Origin of the sequence: Candidatus Viadribacter manganicus (assembly GCF_001679665.1) — a bacterium.
Taxonomy (GTDB): domain Bacteria; phylum Pseudomonadota; class Alphaproteobacteria; order Caulobacterales; family Aquidulcibacteraceae; genus Vitreimonas; species Vitreimonas manganica.
In genome coordinates this window covers 1581050-1601143 of sequence record NZ_CP013244.1, presented here as the reverse complement: position 1 = coordinate 1601143, position 20094 = coordinate 1581050, and the positions used below count along the sequence as shown (strand labels likewise).

19 protein-coding genes and 1 tRNA gene are annotated in these 20094 nt (G+C 61.1%); 8 read left to right on the top strand and 12 right to left on the bottom strand.

The genetic code is table 11. The annotated features are described in order from the left end of the window. Positions 1-115: 115 nt before the first annotated feature. Both ATE48_RS08360 and lepA read left to right on the top strand, forming a co-directional pair. Entirely contained in the window at positions 116-676 is a 561-nt protein-coding gene (locus ATE48_RS08360) for a hypothetical protein (protein WP_066770069.1), read from the top strand. Between the two features lie 53 nt (positions 677-729). Continuing rightward, positions 730-2535 carry a translation elongation factor 4 gene (lepA, locus tag ATE48_RS08355; protein ID WP_066770067.1) on the top strand — a complete coding sequence of 602 codons (1806 nt, stop codon included), beginning with the start codon at positions 730-732 and terminating at the stop codon, positions 2533-2535. A 279-nt stretch (positions 2536-2814) separates the two neighbouring features. On the opposite strand, the gene ATE48_RS19740 is transcribed toward lepA, so the two are convergent. Beyond that, a complete protein-coding gene (locus tag ATE48_RS19740; RefSeq protein ID WP_156767686.1) occupies positions 2815-2988 on the bottom strand; it encodes a hypothetical protein in 174 nt (57 codons plus the stop codon). 219 nt (positions 2989-3207) lie between these two features. Here ATE48_RS19740 and ATE48_RS08350 point away from each other — a divergent pair, with 219 nt between their 5' ends. Next, positions 3208-3822, top strand: a complete 615-nt coding sequence (locus tag ATE48_RS08350; protein ID WP_066770065.1) for a hypothetical protein — start codon at positions 3208-3210, stop codon at positions 3820-3822. Between the two features lie 9 nt (positions 3823-3831). Here the strand turns inward: ATE48_RS08350 and ATE48_RS08345 are convergent, their stop codons facing one another. The 3 genes from ATE48_RS08345 to ATE48_RS08335 form a co-directional block, all read right to left on the bottom strand. Further along, entirely contained in the window at positions 3832-4254 is a 423-nt protein-coding gene (locus ATE48_RS08345; RefSeq protein ID WP_066770062.1) for a hypothetical protein, read from the bottom strand. Positions 4255-4366: 112 nt separating this feature from the next. Next, positions 4367-4855, bottom strand: a complete 489-nt coding sequence (locus ATE48_RS08340; RefSeq protein WP_228126867.1) for a hypothetical protein — start codon at positions 4853-4855, stop codon at positions 4367-4369. A 160-nt stretch (positions 4856-5015) separates the two neighbouring features. After that, positions 5016-7244, bottom strand: a complete 2229-nt coding sequence (locus ATE48_RS08335; RefSeq protein WP_066770057.1) for a M3 family metallopeptidase — start codon at positions 7242-7244, stop codon at positions 5016-5018. A gap of 204 nt (positions 7245-7448) precedes the next feature. Between ATE48_RS08335 and ATE48_RS08330 the strand changes: the two genes are divergently transcribed. After that, positions 7449-8114: a hypothetical protein gene (locus ATE48_RS08330; RefSeq protein WP_066770055.1), complete on the top strand. Its 666-nt coding sequence runs from the start codon at positions 7449-7451 to the stop codon at positions 8112-8114. A gap of 119 nt (positions 8115-8233) precedes the next feature. After that, positions 8234-9349: a hypothetical protein gene (locus tag ATE48_RS08325; RefSeq protein WP_066770053.1), complete on the top strand. Its 1116-nt coding sequence runs from the start codon at positions 8234-8236 to the stop codon at positions 9347-9349. On the opposite strand, the gene ATE48_RS08320 is transcribed toward ATE48_RS08325, so the two are convergent. The 3 genes from ATE48_RS08320 to msrA form a co-directional block, all read right to left on the bottom strand. Beyond that, entirely contained in the window at positions 9346-11229 is a 1884-nt protein-coding gene (locus tag ATE48_RS08320; RefSeq protein WP_257756545.1) for a hybrid sensor histidine kinase/response regulator, read from the bottom strand. The genes ATE48_RS08325 and ATE48_RS08320 overlap by 4 nt on opposite strands. A 29-nt stretch (positions 11230-11258) precedes the next feature. Then, positions 11259-11651: a response regulator gene (locus tag ATE48_RS08315; RefSeq protein WP_066770046.1), complete on the bottom strand. Its 393-nt coding sequence runs from the start codon at positions 11649-11651 to the stop codon at positions 11259-11261. 99 nt (positions 11652-11750) lie between these two features. Next, on the bottom strand, positions 11751-12392 hold the full coding sequence (msrA, locus tag ATE48_RS08310; protein ID WP_066770044.1) for a peptide-methionine (S)-S-oxide reductase MsrA: 642 nt from the start codon (positions 12390-12392) through the stop codon (positions 11751-11753). Positions 12393-12589: 197 nt separating this feature from the next. Between msrA and ATE48_RS08305 the strand changes: the two genes are divergently transcribed. Beyond that, positions 12590-12679: transfer RNA gene (locus ATE48_RS08305), tRNA-Ser, on the top strand. 160 nt (positions 12680-12839) lie between these two features. Continuing rightward, complete coding sequence (locus tag ATE48_RS08300) at positions 12840-14084, top strand: tyrosine-type recombinase/integrase (RefSeq protein WP_066770040.1); 1245 nt, start codon at positions 12840-12842, stop codon at positions 14082-14084. 34 nt (positions 14085-14118) lie between these two features. Here the strand turns inward: ATE48_RS08300 and ATE48_RS20010 are convergent, their stop codons facing one another. Next, positions 14119-14976 (bottom strand): hypothetical protein, encoded by an 858-nt coding sequence (locus ATE48_RS20010; protein ID WP_228126866.1) that lies wholly within the window; start codon positions 14974-14976, stop codon positions 14119-14121. Between the two features lie 691 nt (positions 14977-15667). Here ATE48_RS20010 and ATE48_RS08290 point away from each other — a divergent pair. Then, positions 15668-16804 carry a Fic family protein gene (locus tag ATE48_RS08290; protein ID WP_066770034.1) on the top strand — a complete coding sequence of 379 codons (1137 nt, stop codon included), beginning with the start codon at positions 15668-15670 and terminating at the stop codon, positions 16802-16804. A gap of 43 nt (positions 16805-16847) precedes the next feature. Here ATE48_RS08290 and ATE48_RS08285 read toward each other — a convergent pair whose 3' ends face one another. The 4 genes from ATE48_RS08285 to ATE48_RS08270 form a co-directional block, all read right to left on the bottom strand. Then, a complete protein-coding gene (locus tag ATE48_RS08285) occupies positions 16848-17342 on the bottom strand; it encodes a S26 family signal peptidase (RefSeq protein ID WP_156767685.1) in 495 nt (164 codons plus the stop codon). Between the two features lie 142 nt (positions 17343-17484). Further along, a complete protein-coding gene (locus ATE48_RS08280; protein WP_066770028.1) occupies positions 17485-17820 on the bottom strand; it encodes a single-stranded DNA-binding protein in 336 nt (111 codons plus the stop codon). A 304-nt stretch (positions 17821-18124) separates the two neighbouring features. Continuing rightward, positions 18125-19012: a DUF7146 domain-containing protein gene (locus ATE48_RS08275; protein WP_066770025.1), complete on the bottom strand. Its 888-nt coding sequence runs from the start codon at positions 19010-19012 to the stop codon at positions 18125-18127. Continuing rightward, positions 18999-19988 carry an ArdC family protein gene (locus ATE48_RS08270; protein ID WP_066770022.1) on the bottom strand — a complete coding sequence of 330 codons (990 nt, stop codon included), beginning with the start codon at positions 19986-19988 and terminating at the stop codon, positions 18999-19001. The genes ATE48_RS08275 and ATE48_RS08270 overlap by 14 nt, the downstream gene beginning before the upstream one ends. Between the last annotated feature and the right edge of the window lie 106 nt (positions 19989-20094).

Sequence of the window (20094 nt, the reverse complement as noted above, 5' to 3'; positions counted from 1 at the left end):
GACGGCGGGGTTTAAGGGAGCCCGGTTGGGGCGTCAACACGTCCGAGGCGTCTCCCTCGTTCTGGGTAAGGCCGTGGCCATTTCGACATGTGCCCTGACCTGCCAGAATGATGTGATGGACGCTTTCCGCAGACACGTGCTCGACGTCGCCGCCTTCATTTGGGGCGTGGCGGAGGCGACGTTGTTCTTCTTCGTCCCGGACGTGTTGCTGAGCTATGTCGCCCTCAAGCGCGGCGTGAAGGCGGCGGTGCGCGCGTCGGTCATCGCCGCTGTCGGTGCGGCCGCCGGCGGCGTCATCATGTACCTTTGGAGTACGAGCGATGCCGCCGCGGCGCGTGAGGCGGTGCTTGCGGTGCCATCGATCAGCGAAGCGATGGAGCAACGCGCGCACGTGACGATGGCTGAAAATTGGTTCCTCGCAACCGTGCTCGGACCACTTAGCTCAACGCCGTTCAAGGTGTTCGCCATCCTCGCGCCAGCAGCTGGCGCGCCGCTTCCGGCGTTCGCGTTGGCCAGCGTCGCCGCGCGCTTGCCGCGCTTCTTGATCGTCTCGATCGGCGTTTCTCTGATCGGGCGCATCCTCGGGCGCTGGCTGAGCGAGCGTCAGCTTCTCTGGGTCCTCATCGGCGCATGGCTCTTATTCTACGCCGTATTTTTCGCCCTAATGCCGAACTGACGCAGCCCAGAGCCTTGGCGTTTCGGCCGGACGCCTATACGTCACGCTCTTAAATGACACCGCGCGACCGCATTCGAAACTTTTCAATCGTGGCACACATTGACCACGGCAAGAGCACTTTGTCCGATCGTCTTATCCAAGAGACGGGGGCGTTGTCGGCGCGGGAGATGACTGAGCAGGTTCTTGATTCGATGGATATCGAAAAAGAACGCGGCATCACGATCAAGGCCCAGACCGTTCGCTTGGACTACAAAGCGAAAGACGGCGAGAGCTACGTTCTCAATCTGATGGACACGCCTGGGCACGTGGACTTCGCCTACGAGGTTTCGCGCTCGCTGGCGGCCTGCGAAGGCGCGCTGCTGATCGTGGATGCGAGCCAGGGCGTCGAAGCGCAGACCCTGGCGAACGTTTATCAGGCGCTTGATCTCGATCTCGAGATCGTGCCGGTGATCAACAAGATCGATCTGCCCGCGGCCGAGCCTGATCGCGTGAAGCAACAGATCGAGGACGTGATCGGCCTCGACGCCAGCCAGGCGGTGCTCGCCTCCGGGAAAACCGGCGAGGGCATCACGGATCTGCTTGAAGCGATCGTGACGCGCCTGCCGCCACCGAAAACCGGCGACCGCGATGCGCCGCTAAAGGCGATGCTGGTTGACGCTTGGTACGATGCCTATCTCGGCGTCGTCGTGCTCTTCCGCGTCATCGATGGCGTCGTGAAAAAGGGGATGCGCGTGAAGCTCATGCAGACCGGCGCCGACTATAACGTCGATACGCTCGGCGTGCTGCGCCCGAAGCGCGAAGACGTCGCAGAGCTTGGCCCCGGCGAGATCGGCATCCTCACCGGCTCGATCAAGGAAGTCGCGGACGCGCGCGTCGGCGACACGATCACGGATTATCGCCGCGAGACGAAAGAAGCGCTGCCAGGCTTTAAGCCGGCGCAGCCTGTCGTATTCTGCGGCCTCTTCCCGACCGACGCGGCGGACTTTGAAGATCTGCGCGCCGCCATGTCGAAGCTCCGCCTCAACGACGCGAGCTTCTCCTATGAAATGGAAACCTCAGCCGCGCTCGGCTTCGGCTTCCGCTGCGGCTTTCTTGGGCTTTTGCACTTGGAAATTATCCAGGAGCGCCTCAGCCGCGAGTTCGATCTCGATCTCATCGCGACGGCGCCGAGCGTCGTCTACAAAGTCCACATGAACGACGGCGAGATCAAGGAGCTGCACAATCCGGCCGATCTGCCGGACGTCGTTTACATCAAAGAGATCGAAGAGCCGTGGATCAAAGCCACGCTGCTGACGCCGGATGAATATCTGGGCTCCATCATCAAGCTCTGCCAGGATCGGCGTGGCATTCAGAAAGAGCTGAACTATGTCGGCTCGCGCGCGATGCTGGTTTATGAGCTACCGCTCAACGAAGTCGTGTTCGATTTCTACGATCGCTTGAAGAGCGTCTCGAAGGGCTATGCCAGCTTCGACTACGCCATCATCGATCACCGCGTCGGCGATCTGGTGAAGATGTCGATCCTGGTGAACGACGATCCGGTCGATGCGCTCTCGATGCTCGTGCACGCGGGCCGCGCCGAAAGCCGCGGCCGCTCGATGGTGGAAAAGCTCAAAGAGCTGATCCCGCAGCACATGTTCAAGATCCCGATCCAAGCTGCCATCGGCGGCCGCATCATCGCTCGCGAAACGCTCTCAGCGCTGCGCAAAGACGTGACTGCGAAGTGCTACGGCGGTGACGCCAGCCGTAAGCGCAAGCTGCTGGATAAGCAGAAGGCCGGTAAGAAAAAGATGCGCCAGTTCGGCAAGGTCGATATTCCTCAGGAAGCGTTCATCGCCGCGCTGAAGATGGATAGCGATTAGTCGTGGCTTTTGGCCCTGAACGGACCTTAGCGTTCGCTCCAACTCCGCACCTCGCTGCCGCTATTGGACATCTAGACGGCGTCGATCACGGCGAAGACCTGCGCCGCGATAGGAGTTCCGATCACGTCGGATCGTTTGAGCATCGTTCCGACGAGTGGGCTTTTAGAAGTCGCGCTCTTCTCCGCATCCACGACCATGAACTGGGGAGCGCCGTCGATCAGTCGAAAGTCTAGCGCCGATCCAGGGGCTCCCCTTGCGGACGAGAAGGCAGGACCTTTGTTACGTTACCTTCTTCGTGCTCTCGGCGCGCATGTCGACTGGCTTGATGTCGAGGGCTTTCAGGAGGGCGTCATGGACGAGGAGGTTCACGGCGTTGCGATCGACGGTTTGGGCGGCGAAGGTTTCGCGCAGTTGCTCGGCGAGCGTGAGGACGTGATTGGCGGATGCGGACATGGCGGCGTCTCCCGCGCGGTGGGTAGGTGATGCCGGTGACGCTGATGTGACGTTGGGTGCGTGGCGTTGTGCTTGGAAGGCGCGGTAATCGGCCTGATCTGGCTCGGGCGTCATCTGACTCGTGACTGGGGGCACAGCCCCCCGTTTGCGGGTGGGGCAGACGTGGACAGTGACGTCCGCCGGGGTTAGGCGGTTTCGCGAACGGAGGAGGGAATTTCCATGCGTCAGTTTCTGATCGCCGCTGCAGCGGCTTGCATGCTTGCCGCGTGCGGCGCGGGCGCAGATGGGCCGCCGCTGCCGCGGGTACAGGCCGGCGCTACGCCGCCTTCCACGCAATCGCCGGGTTCACCGACGCAACAGGCGCAGGTCACCGACGAAGTGCGCCAGCAGCTGATCGCGCAGATCGGCACGCAGCTGGGTCAGCTGCAGGGCGCCAATGCCGGCAATTACACGCAAGTCGGCAGCGACACGATCGTGCCGATGCAGCCGGGTCATGATCACCGCTTCATCGTCGATCTGACGGCCGGCACCGAGTATGGCTTCATCGGTTCGTGCGACGGCGATTGCAGCAATGTCGATCTGGAGCTGATCAGCATGGAAACCGGCGGCGTCGTCGCCAATGACATGCTGCCGGACGACTATCCGATCTTCCCGTACACGCCGACTGCGAACGGCCAGTACATGGTTCGCTTGCTGATGCAGGCGTGCACGACTTCGCCTTGCTATGCAGGTGTGCGCATCGTCAGCAACGGCGCCAATGCTGCGCCGCCGCAGGTCCCGCAACAGCAAACGGGCGGCGCGACGACCGGTGGCGCAACGCCGGGCAAGCCGTAAGCGCTAGCCTCAGGCGTAAGGGAAGCATTCCTCGCGCGGCAGTTCGATATTGAAATGCTGTGCGAGGGCTTCGATCGCCGCCTCGTGGTTTTCGTAGGGGTCGGCGTTGGCCGGCCCCACGATCACGATGCGGAAGTTGGCTTGGTTGCGTCCGCCCGGCGGCAGCATAGCCGTCGCTAAGCCTTCGCCATCGGCGGCGCGCAATGTCAAAAACAGTGGCATGGCCTTGGCGATATGGTCCTTGAGGCCGATCGCTTGCTCGAATGAGGCGGCGGTTTGGGGCGCCCGGTAGGTTTCACGCGCTGCGCCCTCATAGCGGCGGAAGTATTTATCGACGACATGGCGCATCAGCGCCGCTTCGGCTTCCGCCTCGGCTTCGGTTTCAAATCTGAACCAGGTCGCGCCGTTCGGCGCGTCACATACGTACCGCATGCCGCACAGTGTAAGGCATGACGCGGAACAAATTATGGAGAGAGCTGCACACCGATGCGCGAAAGCGCGCCCTGTGGTCCACAAGGCACGCCTTCACTTTGCGTGGATGAGTTCAGCAGGGGACTTCGACCAGCACGTAGCGATCTTGGGTGCGGTCCCAGCGGCGCACTTGCTGCGTGCATTGCGGTTCGGAATAGCCGTCATCGTAGCCATCGCTGCCGCGATAATAGCTGTCGTCCTGGCGGTTGTTGTTGCTGTTGGTGACGGCTGACGCGATCACCGCGCCGAGCACGAGGCCGATGACGCCGGCGGCGACGGCGTCGTCGTTGTCGTCGTGGCGGTCATAGCAATGGTTGCGGCCCTGGCGGTCGTAGCATTCGGGGCGGTTGTAATAGCCGCGGTCGTAGCCGTATTCGCGGCGATAGCCGTTCCGGGCTTCACGGCGGTCTCGGTCGCGTTCGCAGCCGTAGTTGTTGTCATTGCGGCAGCCGGCATAGTCGCCGCGGTCGCGGTCGCGCCAATGCTGGGCGCTGGCGGGCGTGGCGGTGAAGGTGGCCATCGCGAACGCTATTGTCGCGACCGTGGCGATGAATTTGCGCATCATTGTCAGTGCTCCCGTCCCGACACTCGCGCCGGGCGGCTGAATGGCGGCTGAATCCCTCTTGAGCGCCGGCGCGCGGCCTGAGTTTTTGGAGGCGGGCGGCAAACAAAAAGGGCGCGGACGTTGCAGTCCGCGCCCTTCGTTGTGTCTAGCGCTCGGCTTATTCGTTGCCGGTCGAGCCGCCGGTCGTGGCCGGCGCGTCGGTTGGGAAGCCGCGCGTGCGCAGCAGCGCGTTCACGTCCGGATCGCGACCGCGGAATTGACGATACGCCTCGGCGCGGTCGGTCATGTTGCCGGGCGCGAGGATGATGTTGCGCATGCCCGCGGCGACGGTCGGATCGAACACGTTGCCGGTGGCTTCGAACATTTCCCAGGTGTCGGCGTCCATCGTCTCGGACCAGAGGTACGAATAATAGCCGGCCGAGTAGGCGTCGCTCGAGAACAAGTGACCGAACTGTGGCAGGCGGTGACGCATCGACATTTCGCGCGGCATGTTGAGCGAGGCGAGCGTTTCACGCTCGAACGCGTCGACATCCGTCACCGGCGTTGCGCGGTTGTGGAGCGCCATGTCAACCAGCGCGGAGGAAAGATACTCCACCGTGGCGTAGCCTTGGTTGAAGGTCGAAGCGTTGTGGACGCGATCGACCAGCGCCTGCGGCATCGGCTGGTTGGTTTGATAGTGGCGCGCGAATTGATCGAGGATCGGGCGCGACAGCACCCAATGTTCGTGCACCTGACTCGGATATTCGACGTAGTCGCGCGGCACGTTGCCGAGACCCGGATAGTCCACTTCGGAGACGAGGTAGTGAATGGCGTGGCCGAACTCGTGGAAGAGCGTCTCGGCGTCGTCCAGCGAGATGAGGACCGGTTGGCCTTCGCCGCCGCGCACGAAGTTGTTGTTGTTCGAGGCGAGCGTCGTGATGGTCGGGCCGTTGAACGTTTCGTGCGAACGATAGGTGTTCATCCAGGCGCCTGAGCGTTTGCCAGCGCGTGCGAAATAGTCGCCGTAGAAGAGGCCGCGGAACGAGCCGTCACGATCGGTGACTTCCCACACGCGCACGTTCGGCTCGAACACCGGCACCGTGCCGGTGATCTCGCGGAACGACAGGCCATAGAGTTGGTTGGCCATGTACATAGACGCGTTGATCATGTTGTTGAGCTCGAAGTACGGGCGGAGCTCGTTCTGATCGAGGTTGTAGCGATCGCGGCGGACTTGTTCGGCGTAGTAATTGTAGTCCCACGGTTCGATCGTGATGTTGGCGCGCTGACGGTTGGCGATTGCCTGCATGTCGGCGACTTCCTCGTGGACGCGAGCCACGGCGGCCGGCCACACGCGCATCATCAGGTCCTGAGCGCGCTCCGGCGTGCCGGCCATCGTGTCGGCCATGCGCAGGTAAGCGTGGTTCTGGAAGCCGAGGATCTGCGCACGCTCGGCGCGGAGACGCAGAATGTCGGCGATGACGGCGTTGGTGTCGTTGGCGTCGCCGTTGTCACCGCGATTTTTGAAGGCGGTGTAGACGCGCTGACGCAGCGGGCGGTTCGAGGAGAAGGTCAGGAACGGATCGACGCTCGAACGCGTGTTGACGACCGCCCATTGGCCCGCGTGACCACGCTCTGTTGCGGCGGCGGCGAGCGCTTCGACGATGTTCGGCGGTAAGCCGGCGAGATCGCGGCGGTTGGTGATGAAGATGGCGGTGTTTTCGTCCGCGAGCAGGCGGCGACCGAAATCCGCGTACTTGGTGGAGAGTTCTTCGTTGATGGCGCCGAGGCGTGCTTGCTGCTCCGGCGTTGCGGCCGCGCCCGCGCGCACGAACTGATCGTGGGTGCGCTCAAGCAGACGCAATTGGTGCGCATTGAGGCCAAGCGATTCACGGCGCTCGTAGAGATCGTGGATGCGGTTGAACAGCGCGCGGTTGAAGGTGATAGCGTTGTAGGCGGCGGTGAGGCGCGGTGACCATTCAGCTTCGACGCCTTGAATAGCTTCGTTGCTGATGTTGTCGGTCATGACGCCGAAGATGGTGGTGGCGCGGTCGAGGTGACGGCCGGAATTCTGCATCGCGCCGATGGTGTTGTCGAAGGTCGGGCGCTCTGGATTGTTGGCGATCACTTGCACTTCAGCTTCTTGGAGCTGGATGCCGAGTTCGAGCGCCGGCGGCACCAGTTCGGCGCGGGCTTGATCCCACGGCGGCACACCGCCGTATTGACCGGTCCAAGGCTTCAGGAGCGGGTCTTGGTTGGCTTGGGCTGTGAGGCGTTGCACGTCGGTTTGAGCCTGTTGATAAGCGGTGGCGTTGCCGAAAGTGGCGGCGGAATCTGCACCGGTCGTGGCGCACGCGGCTAGCATCGGAACGCTCGCGGCAAGGCAAATGGCCAAAAGCTGCTTTTTCATGGGACCCCCAAAAAGGATGCGCCGCGGGCGCTTGGGCGCTCGCGATGGCGTTGGGGCGATTTTGGCCGCTTAGGCCGTGTGGTAGCAAGTGCGGCTGGCGCCACGCTGACGAGGCGACGTTCTTTTGCGACGAACGGCGGGGCGGGGTTTCGGGGGCGCGGCGCTGCTGCTACCAAGGCGCTCATTGGATTCAGGAGAAACGAGATGCGTCGCGCGATTTTGGCCGTGGTTTCTGTGTGTGCGCTGGCGGCGTGCAATCCTGCGGCTCCGGCTAGTGATAGCGCCGGCAATGGCGCAAATGGCGGTGGCTTGTTCCCCGATGTAAGTCATGCCGCCTATCGCGCTGAAGCGACGCTCTCGAGCGCGCAACACGGCTCGATGCCGGTCGTGATGATCCGCGATGGCAGCAACATCCGGATGGAATTCAGCTCCGAAGATTCGCCTTCGACCTTCATTGCCAACGGAACGACGGGCGAAAGCTACATCATCACCACCCAGGGCGGACGCACGATGGCGATCCGCGCCAGTGGCATGAGCGATGGCATTACCGATCCGACGGCAAACTGGCAGGGCGAACTCGCGCAAAACTCCACGCGCACCGGCAATTGCTCGGTGGCTGGGGAGAACGGCGCGGAATGGACCAAAACCACGCCGGAAGACGGCACCGACACGGTGTGCGTGACCGAGGACGGCATCATCCTGCGGGCGACAGATGATGGCGCGGTTGTGTGGGAAACCACCAGCGTTCAGCGCGGCCCGCAAAGCGCCGAGTTGTTCACATTGCCGGCGGGGGTTGAGGCGATGGATTTGGGCAACATGGGTGCCGCCATGAGCCAGGCTCTGGAGGCCGCTAAGCAGCGGGGCAATTAGGCCTTTTCCTGCGGGCGGTGAGGCAGGGAGTGTGGCGCCTTAAGGCGCCGCAGGCCGTTGTGCACCGCCTTGCGGCACGCTATGGCTCATGGGTTAGGGCAGGGACTGACGGACGCTAAATGGTTAATTTTGCAGCATCTGCAGCGGTTGCGCCCGAGTTGGCGTCTCGCGTCATGCGCTTGCTGCCCCGCGAGTTCCAGGACGCGTTCGTGCACCAGCCCGACGTGTTCATGTTCTTCTCCTCGATCTTCCTCGCCGCCGTGGTGGTCGCTGCGTTTTGGATGCTCACCGGCATGGGCAAGGCCAGCACGATGGCGCGCATGGCGCTGCGTGGCCAAGCGCTGAAGCGGACCAAGGATCACCGCGCGCTTGTGCTCATTGCCGAGATCGAAGGCGGCGGCGGGCTGCTCCGCCAGGAAATGAAAGAAGCGATCGAAGACAATTTCGGCATGTTCTCGTTCGAGCAGGACGTGCAGGTCGATCTCTTCCCGATCAAACTGAAAACCGTTTCGCCGCGCGCGCATCCTGAAACGCGCCGCCGCATTGCTGTTGAAGCTGGTGAAGCGCTTGAGCGCTCAGCCGCGGACGTCATCGTCTGGGGCAAGCGCAACATGCTCGGCAAAATCGATCTGCGCATCACGACGCTGCCGGGATATGGCCGCACCCACGACGTGCAGGATTTTTCTCTCGGCTGGAAAGTCGGGCGTCCCGATGAAGCGGTGCAGCGCGCGCTTGGTTTTGCGCTCGCCCGCAAGGCGCGTCCGGTTCTGCACCGTCCGCAAGATTATAAGCCTGAGCGTCTGCAGCCGATCGTCGAGGCGTTGGACAAGCTGGTCGAAGTTCGCCCGGCTGAGATCAGCGAGAATCTGCAACTCGATATTCTATCGGATTTCGCTTCTGGCGCACTGAGCCTCGGCGAACGCGGCGGTCACATCAAATGGCTGTCGAAGGCGCTCGACGCTCGTCAACGTTATCTCGATGCGGTCGATCGCACGACCGATCCGATCTCATGGGGCGCGGCGCAACAAGAAATCGGCCGTGCGCTGACGGCGCTCGGCGAACGTGAAGGCGCGCGCGACAAGTTGGAAGAGGGCGCATCGCGCCTGCGTCTGGCGATGGATGCGTTGCGCTCAACGGATTCGCTGCAGCAAGCTGAAGTGGCGCTTCGCGCGCTGCAACGCGCTGAGCAAACGCTGCAGCAACGCCGCCGTGTCGGCCTGCGCTGGCCGGGCTAAGCCGGTCCGTCCAACACTTCACGAACTTGTTTCGCCAGTTCCGCGATACGATACGGCTTGCTCAAAATGCGCGCTGCCGGGTCGGATTGTCCGCGGCTTGAGAGCGTCTCAAGTGGATAGCCCGAGGTGAAGAGCACTTTAAGGCGCGGGCTGAGTTCGCGCGCGAGGGCGGCGACCTCCCAACCATTCATCCCGCCTGGCATGACCACGTCGGTGAACAGAAGATCGATTTCGACGCCGCCGCGCAGTAGCGCGAGCGCCTCTGGCCCATCGCGCGCGACGATGACGCGATAGCCGATACCTTCGAGCGACGAGATTGCGTGGCTGCGCACCAGAGCATCGTCCTCAACGACGAGAACGCGCTCATTGCCTCCGACTGTGCGCTCCTCGGCGTGGCTTCTTTGGGGCGCAGCGCCTTGGCCGACGAGAGGTAGGTAGAGACGGATGCTCGTGCCCAGGCCCGGCTCTGAATAGATGTTCACGTGTCCGTTCGATTGCTTGGCGAAGCCATAGACCATCGAGAGGCCAAGGCCCGAGCCTTTGCCGACTTCCTTGGTTGTAAAGAATGGTTCGAACGCGCGCTCTACAATCTCAGGCGGCATGCCGGAGCCGTTGTCCGTAACTGTGATGGCGACGTAATTGCCTGGTTGCACCGGTTCGCGCGGGAACGAGGTTTCATCAAGCGCCACCTCTGCCGTTGCAAAGGTTAGCGTGCCGCCGTCTGGCATGGCGTCTTGCGCATTCAAAGAGAGATTGAGCAATGCCGATTCAATTTGTGCGGGATCCGCCAACGCATTCACGGCTGTGGGAGATGCAGCGATGTTGAGCGCAATATCCTCTCGCAGCGTGCGGCGCAGGAGCATGCGCATGCTTTCAATCAGAAGGTTGCAGTCGATGACGGTGGGCTGCAGCACCTGTCTGCGGCTGAACGCCAATAGACCCCGTGTAAGCTCTGCGCCGCGTTCGGCGGCGAGAATGATAGTGTCTGAGAGTTGACGAAGATCGTTGCGCGCCTTGAGGCGGAGGCCCAGGGCTTCGGCATTGCCAAGGATGACGGTCAGCAGATTGTTGAAGTCGTGCGCGATGCCGCCGGAAAGTTGGCCGACTGTTTCCATCTTCTGTGCTTGCACCAATTGCTCTTCGGTGCGTTTGCGGCCGGTGAGGTCGTGGATGATGCCGACGAAGATGGATTCGCCTTCCTGCTTTGCTTCACCGACGGAAAGATCCATCGGGAAGCTCGTGCCATCCTTACGTAGGCCCGTGACTTCGCGGCCAATGCCAATGATCTTGGCAATTCCGCCGTGATTGTAGTTGGCGATGTAACTGTCGTGTTCGCCACGATAGGGCGAAGGCATTAGCATGCGCACGTTTTGGCCGATCACGTCGGCAGCGGTGTAGCCGAAGAGGCGCTCGCATGCGGGGTTGAACATGAGGACAAGACCGCGCGCGTCGATGAGAATGACGCCGTCGACGGCGGTTTCTACGACAGCGCGTAATTGCGCAGCGCCCTCTCGCAGCGCTGTTTCGGCGGCCTTACGCTCGCTGAGGTCGCGAATAATGCCAACGAAGATTGGCTGACCGTCTTCCTCTGCTTGGGCGACCGAGAGGTCCATCGGAAACGTCGCGCCGTTGCGTCGGCGGCCAAGCACTTCGCGTCCGATGCCAATGATCTTGCGCTCACCTGTTTCTAGATAATTGCGCAAGAATTCGTCGTGAGCGCCTTGATACGGCTCAGGCATCAGGATTTTAACGTTGCGGCCCATGACCTCGTAAGGCGCGTATCCAAAAAGCCGCTCGCACGCAGGGTTGAACATGAGGATCACGCCATGGGCGTTGATCAGAATGACGCCGTCGATTGCGGTATCGACCACGGCGCGCAATCGCGACTGCTCATGGCTCGCCTGCATTGTCAGCCGGGCGGCCCGGCAGCGGCGAGCACACGTTCAATCAAGGCCGCAAGCTCGCGTGCTCGAAACGGCTTTATGAGAGTGGCGTTCGCGCCGAGTTCCCGCGCAACGTCAGCGGTATTGCGTCCGTTGATCACGGCAGCGCCGGAGATTGCGATGATCGGAATGTTCGGCCAGCGACCGCGTGCCTCTGCGATGAATCGCGCGCCGTCGGTTCCGGGCATGTTCATGTCTGTGATGACAGCTTCAATGCTCTCGCGAGTGAGGATGTCGAAACCAGCTGCGGCGCCCGGTGCCGTAATCACATCAAAGCCGGCATCGCCAAGTCCGAGCGCCATCGCATCACGGACGAAGATATCATCGTCGATCAAGCAAATACGGGCGTGTGAACTCATCGGCCTGTGGCGAGTCAAACTACAATGTAGTGACTGCTACCACAGGGCCGATCTCTTCGTCTTCACTTAATTTACGCAAAGGAAGTTGAGGCAATGACGCTACGGGATGCTCAGTCCGATGGGACAAGTGATGCCGGTTCCTCCGATGCCGCAGTAACCGTTTGGGTTCTTGGCCAGGTATTGTTGATGATAGTCTTCGGCATAGAAATATTCGGGCGCGTCACGAAGCTCGGTGGTGACTGCGCCGTAGCCGGCCGCACGCAGCTTCTCATCGTATGCCTTCAGCGCCGCTTCGGCTGTGCGCTTTTGCACGTTGGAAGTCGTGTAGATGGCGGAACGATACTGCGTGCCGATGTCGCCGCCCTGGCGCATGCCCTGGGTCGGGTCGTGGCTTTCGAAGAAGACCTTGAGCAATTGCTCGTAGCTGATCTGCTTGGGGTCGAAGATCACACGCACAACTTCCGTGTGGCCGGTGCGGCCTGAGCAGACTTCTTCATAGGTCGGGTTCGGCGTTGTCCCGCCGGCATAGCCTGCCGACGTGCTCCATACGCCCGGCGTCTGCCAGAATTTGCGCTCGGCGCCCCAGAAGCAGCCAAGACCGAGCACGGCCTCTTCGAGGCCTGACGGGAAGGGCGGCTTTAGGGCGTTGCCGTTCACGAAATGGGTGGCGGCGGTGGCGATGGGGTCGGGCCGTCCCGGCAAGATGTGCTCGGGGGCGGGCATGACGGTGGATCGGGCCATGAGAACCTCGTTGCTGTTGGCGCAATGATAGGTCGCTGTCGCGGGTTTCGCACCCTGCGAGGCGATGGGCGCTAGCGGGAAGAGTGTCGATTGCGGCGAAAATTGCGGTGGGACCGTTCAATACGCGGCGATGGGTCGGATGGTTACACCTTCTGGCCGTTGCGCGGCGCGGCGGCGGCAGTCATAAACCGCGCGCCGGACAGGTGGCCGAGTGGCTGAAGGCGCACGCTTGGAAAGCGTGTTTAGGTGCAAGCCTAACGAGGGTTCGAATCCCTCTCTGTCCGCCAGAAGGCTCTTTGGTGATCCAGGCTGAGCCGCCAACTTGATTGATCTCATTCAGATTTTTTGATCGGGTAACGGCGCCCGATATCAACCCGTCGCGCAAGAGGTGGGGTATGTTTAGGGCACATACCCCACTTTTGCGCCAACATACCCCACTTGGCGCTAATGCCCCTTACAGAACCACAAGTCCGCACCGCCAAGCCTGACGAGCGCGCTTACAAACTCTACGATTCTGGCGGGCTGTTTTTGCTGGTCACGCCAAGTGGCGGCAAGATTTGGCGCTTTCGTTTCAAGCGCGACGGCAAAGAGAAATTGCTCTCATTGGGGACTTATCCAATCGTCGGGCTCAGCGCTGCGCGCAAGAAGCGCAACGCCGCGATTGAGAAACTACAAGACGGCGTCGACCCCGCTGAAGAGCGTCGCCAACTCAAGCTGGCGCGGATGCAGGCGCGCAAACACACGTTCAAATCCGTTGCGCTTGAATGGCACGCGATGCGTGAGGACGAATGGACGCCAGATTATGCGCGCCAAGTTCTTAGTCGCCTTGAAGCAGACGTGTTCCCGGCGCTCGGTGACAAGGCGGTGGCGGAGATCAAGCCGGCGCAGATGTTGGAAGTGCTGAAGGCGGTTGAAGCGCGCGGCGTGCTCGAAACCAATCGGCGTCTAAAGCAGTACTGCTCGGCGATCTTTCGGTACGGCATTGCGAGCCAATATTGCGAGCATGATCCGGCCGCGCCGCTTAAGGGCGCACTAAAGTCGCCCGGTCGGCCGAAGCACCATAGTACGATACCCAGATCAGAGGTCGGCGCGTTTCTTCTTAAGCTCGATGCTTATGATGGCGATATCGAAACGCGTATCGCCATCAACTTGGCGTTGCTTATGGCGCCGCGCACGACTGAATTGCGAGCAGCGCAATGGACCGAGTTCGAGCAGTTTCATGATGCCGAGCGAGCGCTTTGGCGAATTCCCGAGGCGCGCATGAAGATGGGTGAGCAGCATCTTGTGCCGCTATCGCGTCAGGCGCGCACACTTCTCTCTGTGCTGCGAGAGCGTACGGGCAGGTCGAAATTTTTGTTTCCGAGCGGCACGCGCGAAGGCGTAATGTCGAACAACACGATGCTGTTTGGGCTCTATCGCATGGGTTACCATGGTCGCCTGACAACACATGGGTTTCGTCGCTTGTTTTCTACCGAGGCCAACGAGCAGGGTTGGAACGAAGATTGGGTGGAACGGCAACTGGCGCATGATGAGCGGGATCGGGTACGCGCAGCTTACAATGCCGCTCAATACCTGCCTCAACGCCGGGAGCTGATGCAGTGGTGGGCTGATCGACTGGACGCTTGGAAAGCGGAAGAGATCGCAAAACGCGGGCTGACTTCTGATGGTGATGACGGCTCACAGCGGCGGTGACGGATCATCAATTGGGGTGGTGCGATCTCACTTCCTACAAACTCAACCCCAGCGGAAACTTACCAGCCCGATGTGATGGCAGATCCAAGGCTCGTTCAACGTCGCGCATTCTGTTGAGCGTGAGGGACTTTTGCGTGCGAAGATCGTGGCTCAATTTGGCGAGCATCGCCTGCCATTGAGGCTCAAAGTGGAGAATGCCCCGCCGCACTTCGTGCGCCATTCCCAAGTGCTTTAATTCGCGCGCACGCGTCTTTAGAGCGTCCGCTAGTTCAGGCGAGCCGTTTGGCGCCTCAAGATGGGAGACCCGGAGCTCGCCGTTTTTTGCTCGATGAGCCTCAATCATCATATCGAGTTTCGAGGGCGCATGCACCATCGCTTCTCGTTGCAGTGTGTTTTGTTCCGTATCCAGGGTGCGAGGGCCGAGCCAGCTTGTGGCGACGTCACGTGCAGCGTCCCGCAATCCCTCGGTTACAAAAGCTCGCGGAAGTCTGAGGTCGTGTCCCTCGGAGCATCGGCCACGCAGAACGACATGAGCGTGCGGATTGGCGCCGTCCCAATGAGTTACGCCGAACCATTCAAGCCGCCGCCCGAGCGTGATTTCACAGCGCGCCATGACTTGGCGCGTGTAGCTTTGGAGATCACCCAGCTGACCAGCGTTTTCGGGAGATAAAATGATGCGAAAGTGGCGGGCGTCGGCCTTGCTCCATTGTTCCGCGAGCGGTGCTCCATGAAGGTGGTCCTTGGTGGCGTCAAAGCACAAGCCGGGCCGGTGCTCATGTTGTTCTGGTTCGAGCCACGCTGTCGGCGACTTCGACGCAGCATCGCGAGCAAGGTAACGTTCATGTTGCTTCAGTGCGCGGGCGCTACCGTTGTTGTGGTTGAAGAAGCGCACTTTGACGACTGCAAATTGTCGTTTGTCTAGCCGACCGGAACGAGCCTTGCCGCGCTTACGCATCGCTGCAAACGCGAGTCTGCTTGAACTGCCAATGCGTGTTTGCAAGCGCGACGATAAGCTGTCTACGGATCGGGCAAGTCCGCTTCCGCCTTCGTGGCGTCCGATCAAAATTTCTATTTCAAGCGTCCGCATTATTCCGAGCGGCGAACCGGGCGAAATTTGATCTTGGTCGGCGCGGTTGCGCGTCAGCTTACTGGTGCGGAACACGCGCCTTGTGATCGGAGGCTGCGACATGCGCGGAGGTCCGAAGCATAGGGTGCGAGTAGGGTGGACGCGCACTGCGTCTCACTACGTATGATGACTCACACTTCGTGATTGAGCGAGCAATTTCAGATTTCTGGCGTCATGAAAGACTCGGGGCTTTATCTAGCCCACGCTCCTTTCGATGTTCGGGCCAATTGTCTTGCCCTTCGCCTTCTGAGCTTTTGCGGGCTGGGGCGGTGTTCGCTTGCTTTGAAGGCGAGAGCCGGTCCGTTGAACTGGTTAGCGCTGCGAGCGCCGCCATCATGAGCTGCGTACAGCGTGGCCTCCGGCGCCTTCATGCGCTGCGCAGAGCCGATCGATAAGAAGGTCTTTATTAATCAGAAAAAGCCTATATCATGATCGATAAATCGGATTTTTATCGATCATGTCATGGAATTGGGAAGCCCCCGACTGGCCGCGTTTTCGATGGGATGCTGGCCGTTTGGCCAGGGCGGAGGTGCTTTTCGCCCAGCAGGCAGGTGTCCTGGTGGGGTCGGTCCAGCATCTTGAGCCAGTGGTTCGAGATGGATTTGCGATCCAATGGATGACTGGCGAGGCGTACGACACCTCGGCCATCGAAGGAGAGATGCTCGATCGCGACAGCGTCCAATCTTCGATTCAACGCCAGCTGGGTTTGAAGTCAGAGCGTAGAGCCGGGCCGGCGGAGGCGGGTATCGCCGAACTCATGGTCGACGTTTATCGGAATATCGCAGCGCCCGTCGACGAGACGCGTCTCTTCAGCTGGCACGCGATGGTGATGCATGGCCGAAGAGACCTCACTGTCGTGGGCGGCTATCGCACTCATGCCGAACCGATGCAGATCGTGTCAGGTCCGTTTCAAAATCAGCGGGTGCACTTTGAAGCGCCGCCAAGCAGCGCCGTCGGCGCCGAAATGCGCGCGTTCTTTTCCTGGTTGGAGGAGAGCGCTCCAAGCGGAACCTCACCTTTAAGCGCACTCACTCGTGCGGGAGTGGGGCACCTTTGGTTTGAGAGCATCCACCCATTCGAGGATGGCAATGGCCGCATAGGACGCGCGTTATTAGAGACGATGCTTGCACAAGGTTTGGCGAGACCAGTGCTTACAGGCGCAGCTGGCACGTTCTTGCGTCGACAAAAAGAGTATTATCAAGCGCTGGAGGATGCGAGCCGGACTCTCGACATCACCGACTGGCTTGTCTGGTTCGCGAGCGCCGTGATCGAAGCGCAGCGACGCACTGAAGCGCAACTCTCGTTTGTCATCGACAAGGCGCGTTTAATGGCGCGTGTCAGCGGTGCGATCAATACCCGTCAAGAGCGTGCTCTTTTGCGTATGTTCGAAGCGGGGCCAGAGGGCTTTGCTGGCGGTTTGAGCGCAAAGAATTATATGACGATTACTGGCGCTGCGACGGCCACGGCAACGCGTGATCTTGCAGAACTTGTCACACTTGGCGCGCTTACGCGTACCGGTGATTTGAAGTCGACGCGCTATCATCTGGCCGTGGAGCCACGCTCGATAGCGCCGGTGACGAGCGATATGATCTAGGCGGTAGACTTTTGTGTCTGGGTCGAAACGCGTCTTGCAGCGCTCAAAGTTGTCGCCACACGCCTTCGATGCTGTGGCGCTGTGTTGGTCCCCAATAGCGACCGTCAAAAGAGTCAGGGCTGTCTCCGAGAAGTAAGACTTCGCCCTGAGCGAGCGCACGACAACCGGTCCATCGTGGCAGTGGCGCATTTTGGTTATCATGGCTGCGTCGCCTGATGGGTGGGCCGCCATTGATGATCAGGACATCGCCTGTCAGGCAAATATGATCGCCTTCGAGGGCGGCCACACGCTTGATGAAACGGTCATCTGCGCCATCGAACCGGCGCTGGCGTGCAGCCGCCGGCGCAACGTCGCCGGCGCGCACGGTAACGAAGGCGTCAATGGCAATAGGCGCGTTGCTTCTGAGGTAAAAGCCGCGCGGTATTGAATCTGAGTGATTGTAGAGGACGATATCCTTGGTCGCCGGCAGCGTAAGCGCCGTCAACGCGCAAAGCGTTGCGACGCTGGCGGCGGCGAAGGCGAGAATTCTGCATCGCATGCTGAGCTCGTTTAGCGAGTATGGCTTGGACGCTGGCAGGATGCACGCCGTCAGTGGTATTTGGGCGATGAATTGCGGCTGCGCATCGCGACCAGGGCGCCAAGCGCCGCTTGGTTCGTGGCAAGCGGCGCTGTTCGTCGGATCAGAGATTGTCTGCAAGACCTAGGGATTTGATCTTGCCTTCGGCGGGGTCGATGGCGACGAAAACTTTGCCAATCCATTTTGAAGTGGTCTTGTCTTTCCAGCGATCGTGGCGAAGCGCACCGGTGACTTCCGCTCGAACGCCTTGACGCATGGCTTTTGCGGCTTCTTGCTGAGCTGGGCAGTAGATCTCAACGGTGAAGCGATCGACGCGTTCGCCGTTGCGAACTTCAAGCCAGAGCGAGACGATGTCGCTTGAGCCGCCGCGCAGTTCGATCGTTCGAACCTTTGGATCGTCCAAAAGCTTTCCAATAAGTGTGACACGGTTGCTGTTCATGACTTGCTCCTTGATCGCCCGCTTAAAGCGGGGCCGCGGGAGCTCGCCCGCGACGGCGTTTTAGAGCCCGGCCATGGGGCGGCGGCGTGCAGGTACAAAAGGGTGGGGCCCGCGCCCTTCAGGGCCGATGGCGGCGCGCAACGCCGCGCGGGGTAACGGTTTTGTACTTGCAGGACGTTGACGGCTGGGCTGAATGGCGACGGCGTGGGCGAGCTTCTGTGGCGCCGGTTCCGGTGAGGAGGAGGGGAGCCGCAAGTGACGGCTGCGCGCTCCTTGGAAAACGCCGCTTAGAACCTAGCTCGGCTCACTCAGTGCGCGCGGCTCGCGCAAAATCGTTCCAGTCTGAAAAGCCTTTCGGCGGCGGCGCGATCGTAGAGCTCAGTTCGCCCTTCATCCGATCGGCCAATCGCTCGGCGGCGGCAAGGCCCGCTGGGTCGTTGTCGGCGGCGATGATGAGCTTATCAACGACCGGCGGTGGTTCGAAGCGGGCTAGGTTTTCAGAGCCCAAGAAGGCCCATGCGCCGGCGCCCAGCGCCCGTCTGGCTGAGAGCGCGGTCTCAAGTCCCTCAGCAACAATCAATGTTTCTCCGGGCGCATCGATGCGGACGTAGCACCCCATCAATCGGCCAATCGTCCGTCGCGGGGTTGTAAGTGCAGCTTTGGCGGCGCCATGTGAAGAGAGCAAGGTGACTTGTACGCCTTGCAAATCGCCATTGCCGTCGACCAGCGCCGCCATTAATGCGCCGCGTCGCTCGCGGTCCTCGAGACTTGTCATATTGGGATGAAAGCGCAGCACCTCTGAGCTTGGCAGTTCGCCTTCGATCGCGCGCCCGCGTAGATATCGCTCTGCGATCGTCGTCTGGATTGGTTGCGCTTCGTCCCAAAGGCGAAGCATGCGGGTGCGGCGATCTTCTTGGTTCTGCTCCGATCGCACGCGCACGAGTGCTTCATGCGTGTTTGATCGCTCTGCTTGTTCTTCTTCGAGCAAACCTAGTTCTGCGAGCTCGGCGCGCACCTGGCGCCAATTATCGCGGGGACTAAAGCAGTGAATGAGCACGCGCCCGTCGGCGTTTTCAAAGAGTGATACTGAGCGATCGGCGGGCCCGTGCCCTGGACCTCGTATCAACGCGCGTCGTCCGCCGTCCAGCAGGGCGCCGCCCATGACGTCGACGATGCGTTTAAGTTGCGACATATGAAAATCCCTTGAGGTGCTGGAGACAGGAGGCGAAACTGATTTCGCCGCCGCCTGTATCGTGCTCGCATTGCGCGTCACTTACGCGGCCAACTGGAGGGCTCTTCATCAGCAGCCAATCGACGGCTGCTTGCGCCTGGGCGGCGGCGTGCAAGAAGGCGCGTTTGTCGGATCGCAACAAGTTCATCCAATGCTCAATATAGGCGGCGTGATCGAAGATGTGAGCCGGCGGCAGATTGAGATGTGCGCCGAGGATAGCCGCGCCGATCTCGGCAACGAGCTCTTCGGCGGCGAGCTTTTCGATGTCGGCGCGGGGCGGCAATTGGCGCCCGACCCGGTGGGGCGCAGCTGTCGCGTGCACAGCCTCATGGTTCAGCGTCGCAGCATAGGCTTCTGCACTGTCGAAGGCGCCAAGCGGTGGCATAGCGATGACATCGCGGCTTGGTACGTAGCAGGCGATGTCGCGCGATAAGATCCGCGTGATGCCAAGGCCGTTGAACCAGCATTCGTGCGCGTTCAGAGGAAGGGCCGCCGCCGCACAGGGCGCAGGGTGAAAGAGATTTGGCAAACCATCAATCTGGTCTGCGTTGAAGGCGACGTAGGACTTCAAGAAGCGAAAGGCTTCTTTGCATTCGTGGCCGTCGCTTGTGGTGCGTGTACGCTCGGCTGCGCCATAATAGACAATCCGTTCGCCGTGTTCACCTTTACGCACGCGCGCGCCGAGTTTGACCGCTTGTTTAAAGCTCATCCAGTACGGCGATGTGTAACCTTGCGTGGCCGCAGCATGCCAAAGGATGATTGTGTTGACACCCCGATAGCATTCGCCGGTCGCACGGCGCGGCAGCGCGGGGCTGGTTCTGGCCCCATCCCAGGGCTTGCGCCAAGGCATGACGCCTTGGTCGAGCGCGGCCAGTATCTTGGAAGTGATTTCTGCGCCGAGGTCGCGCGGTGCGTGATTGGGTGATGATGACGACATGGTGCCAGCTCTCGAAGAGGGCTCGCGCGCGAACGTGCTGCGCGAGATCGCTTGCGCGACGCGGTGGGCTGAGGCCCGCGTCTTCAGGCGCGCCGGGTCGAGGGCT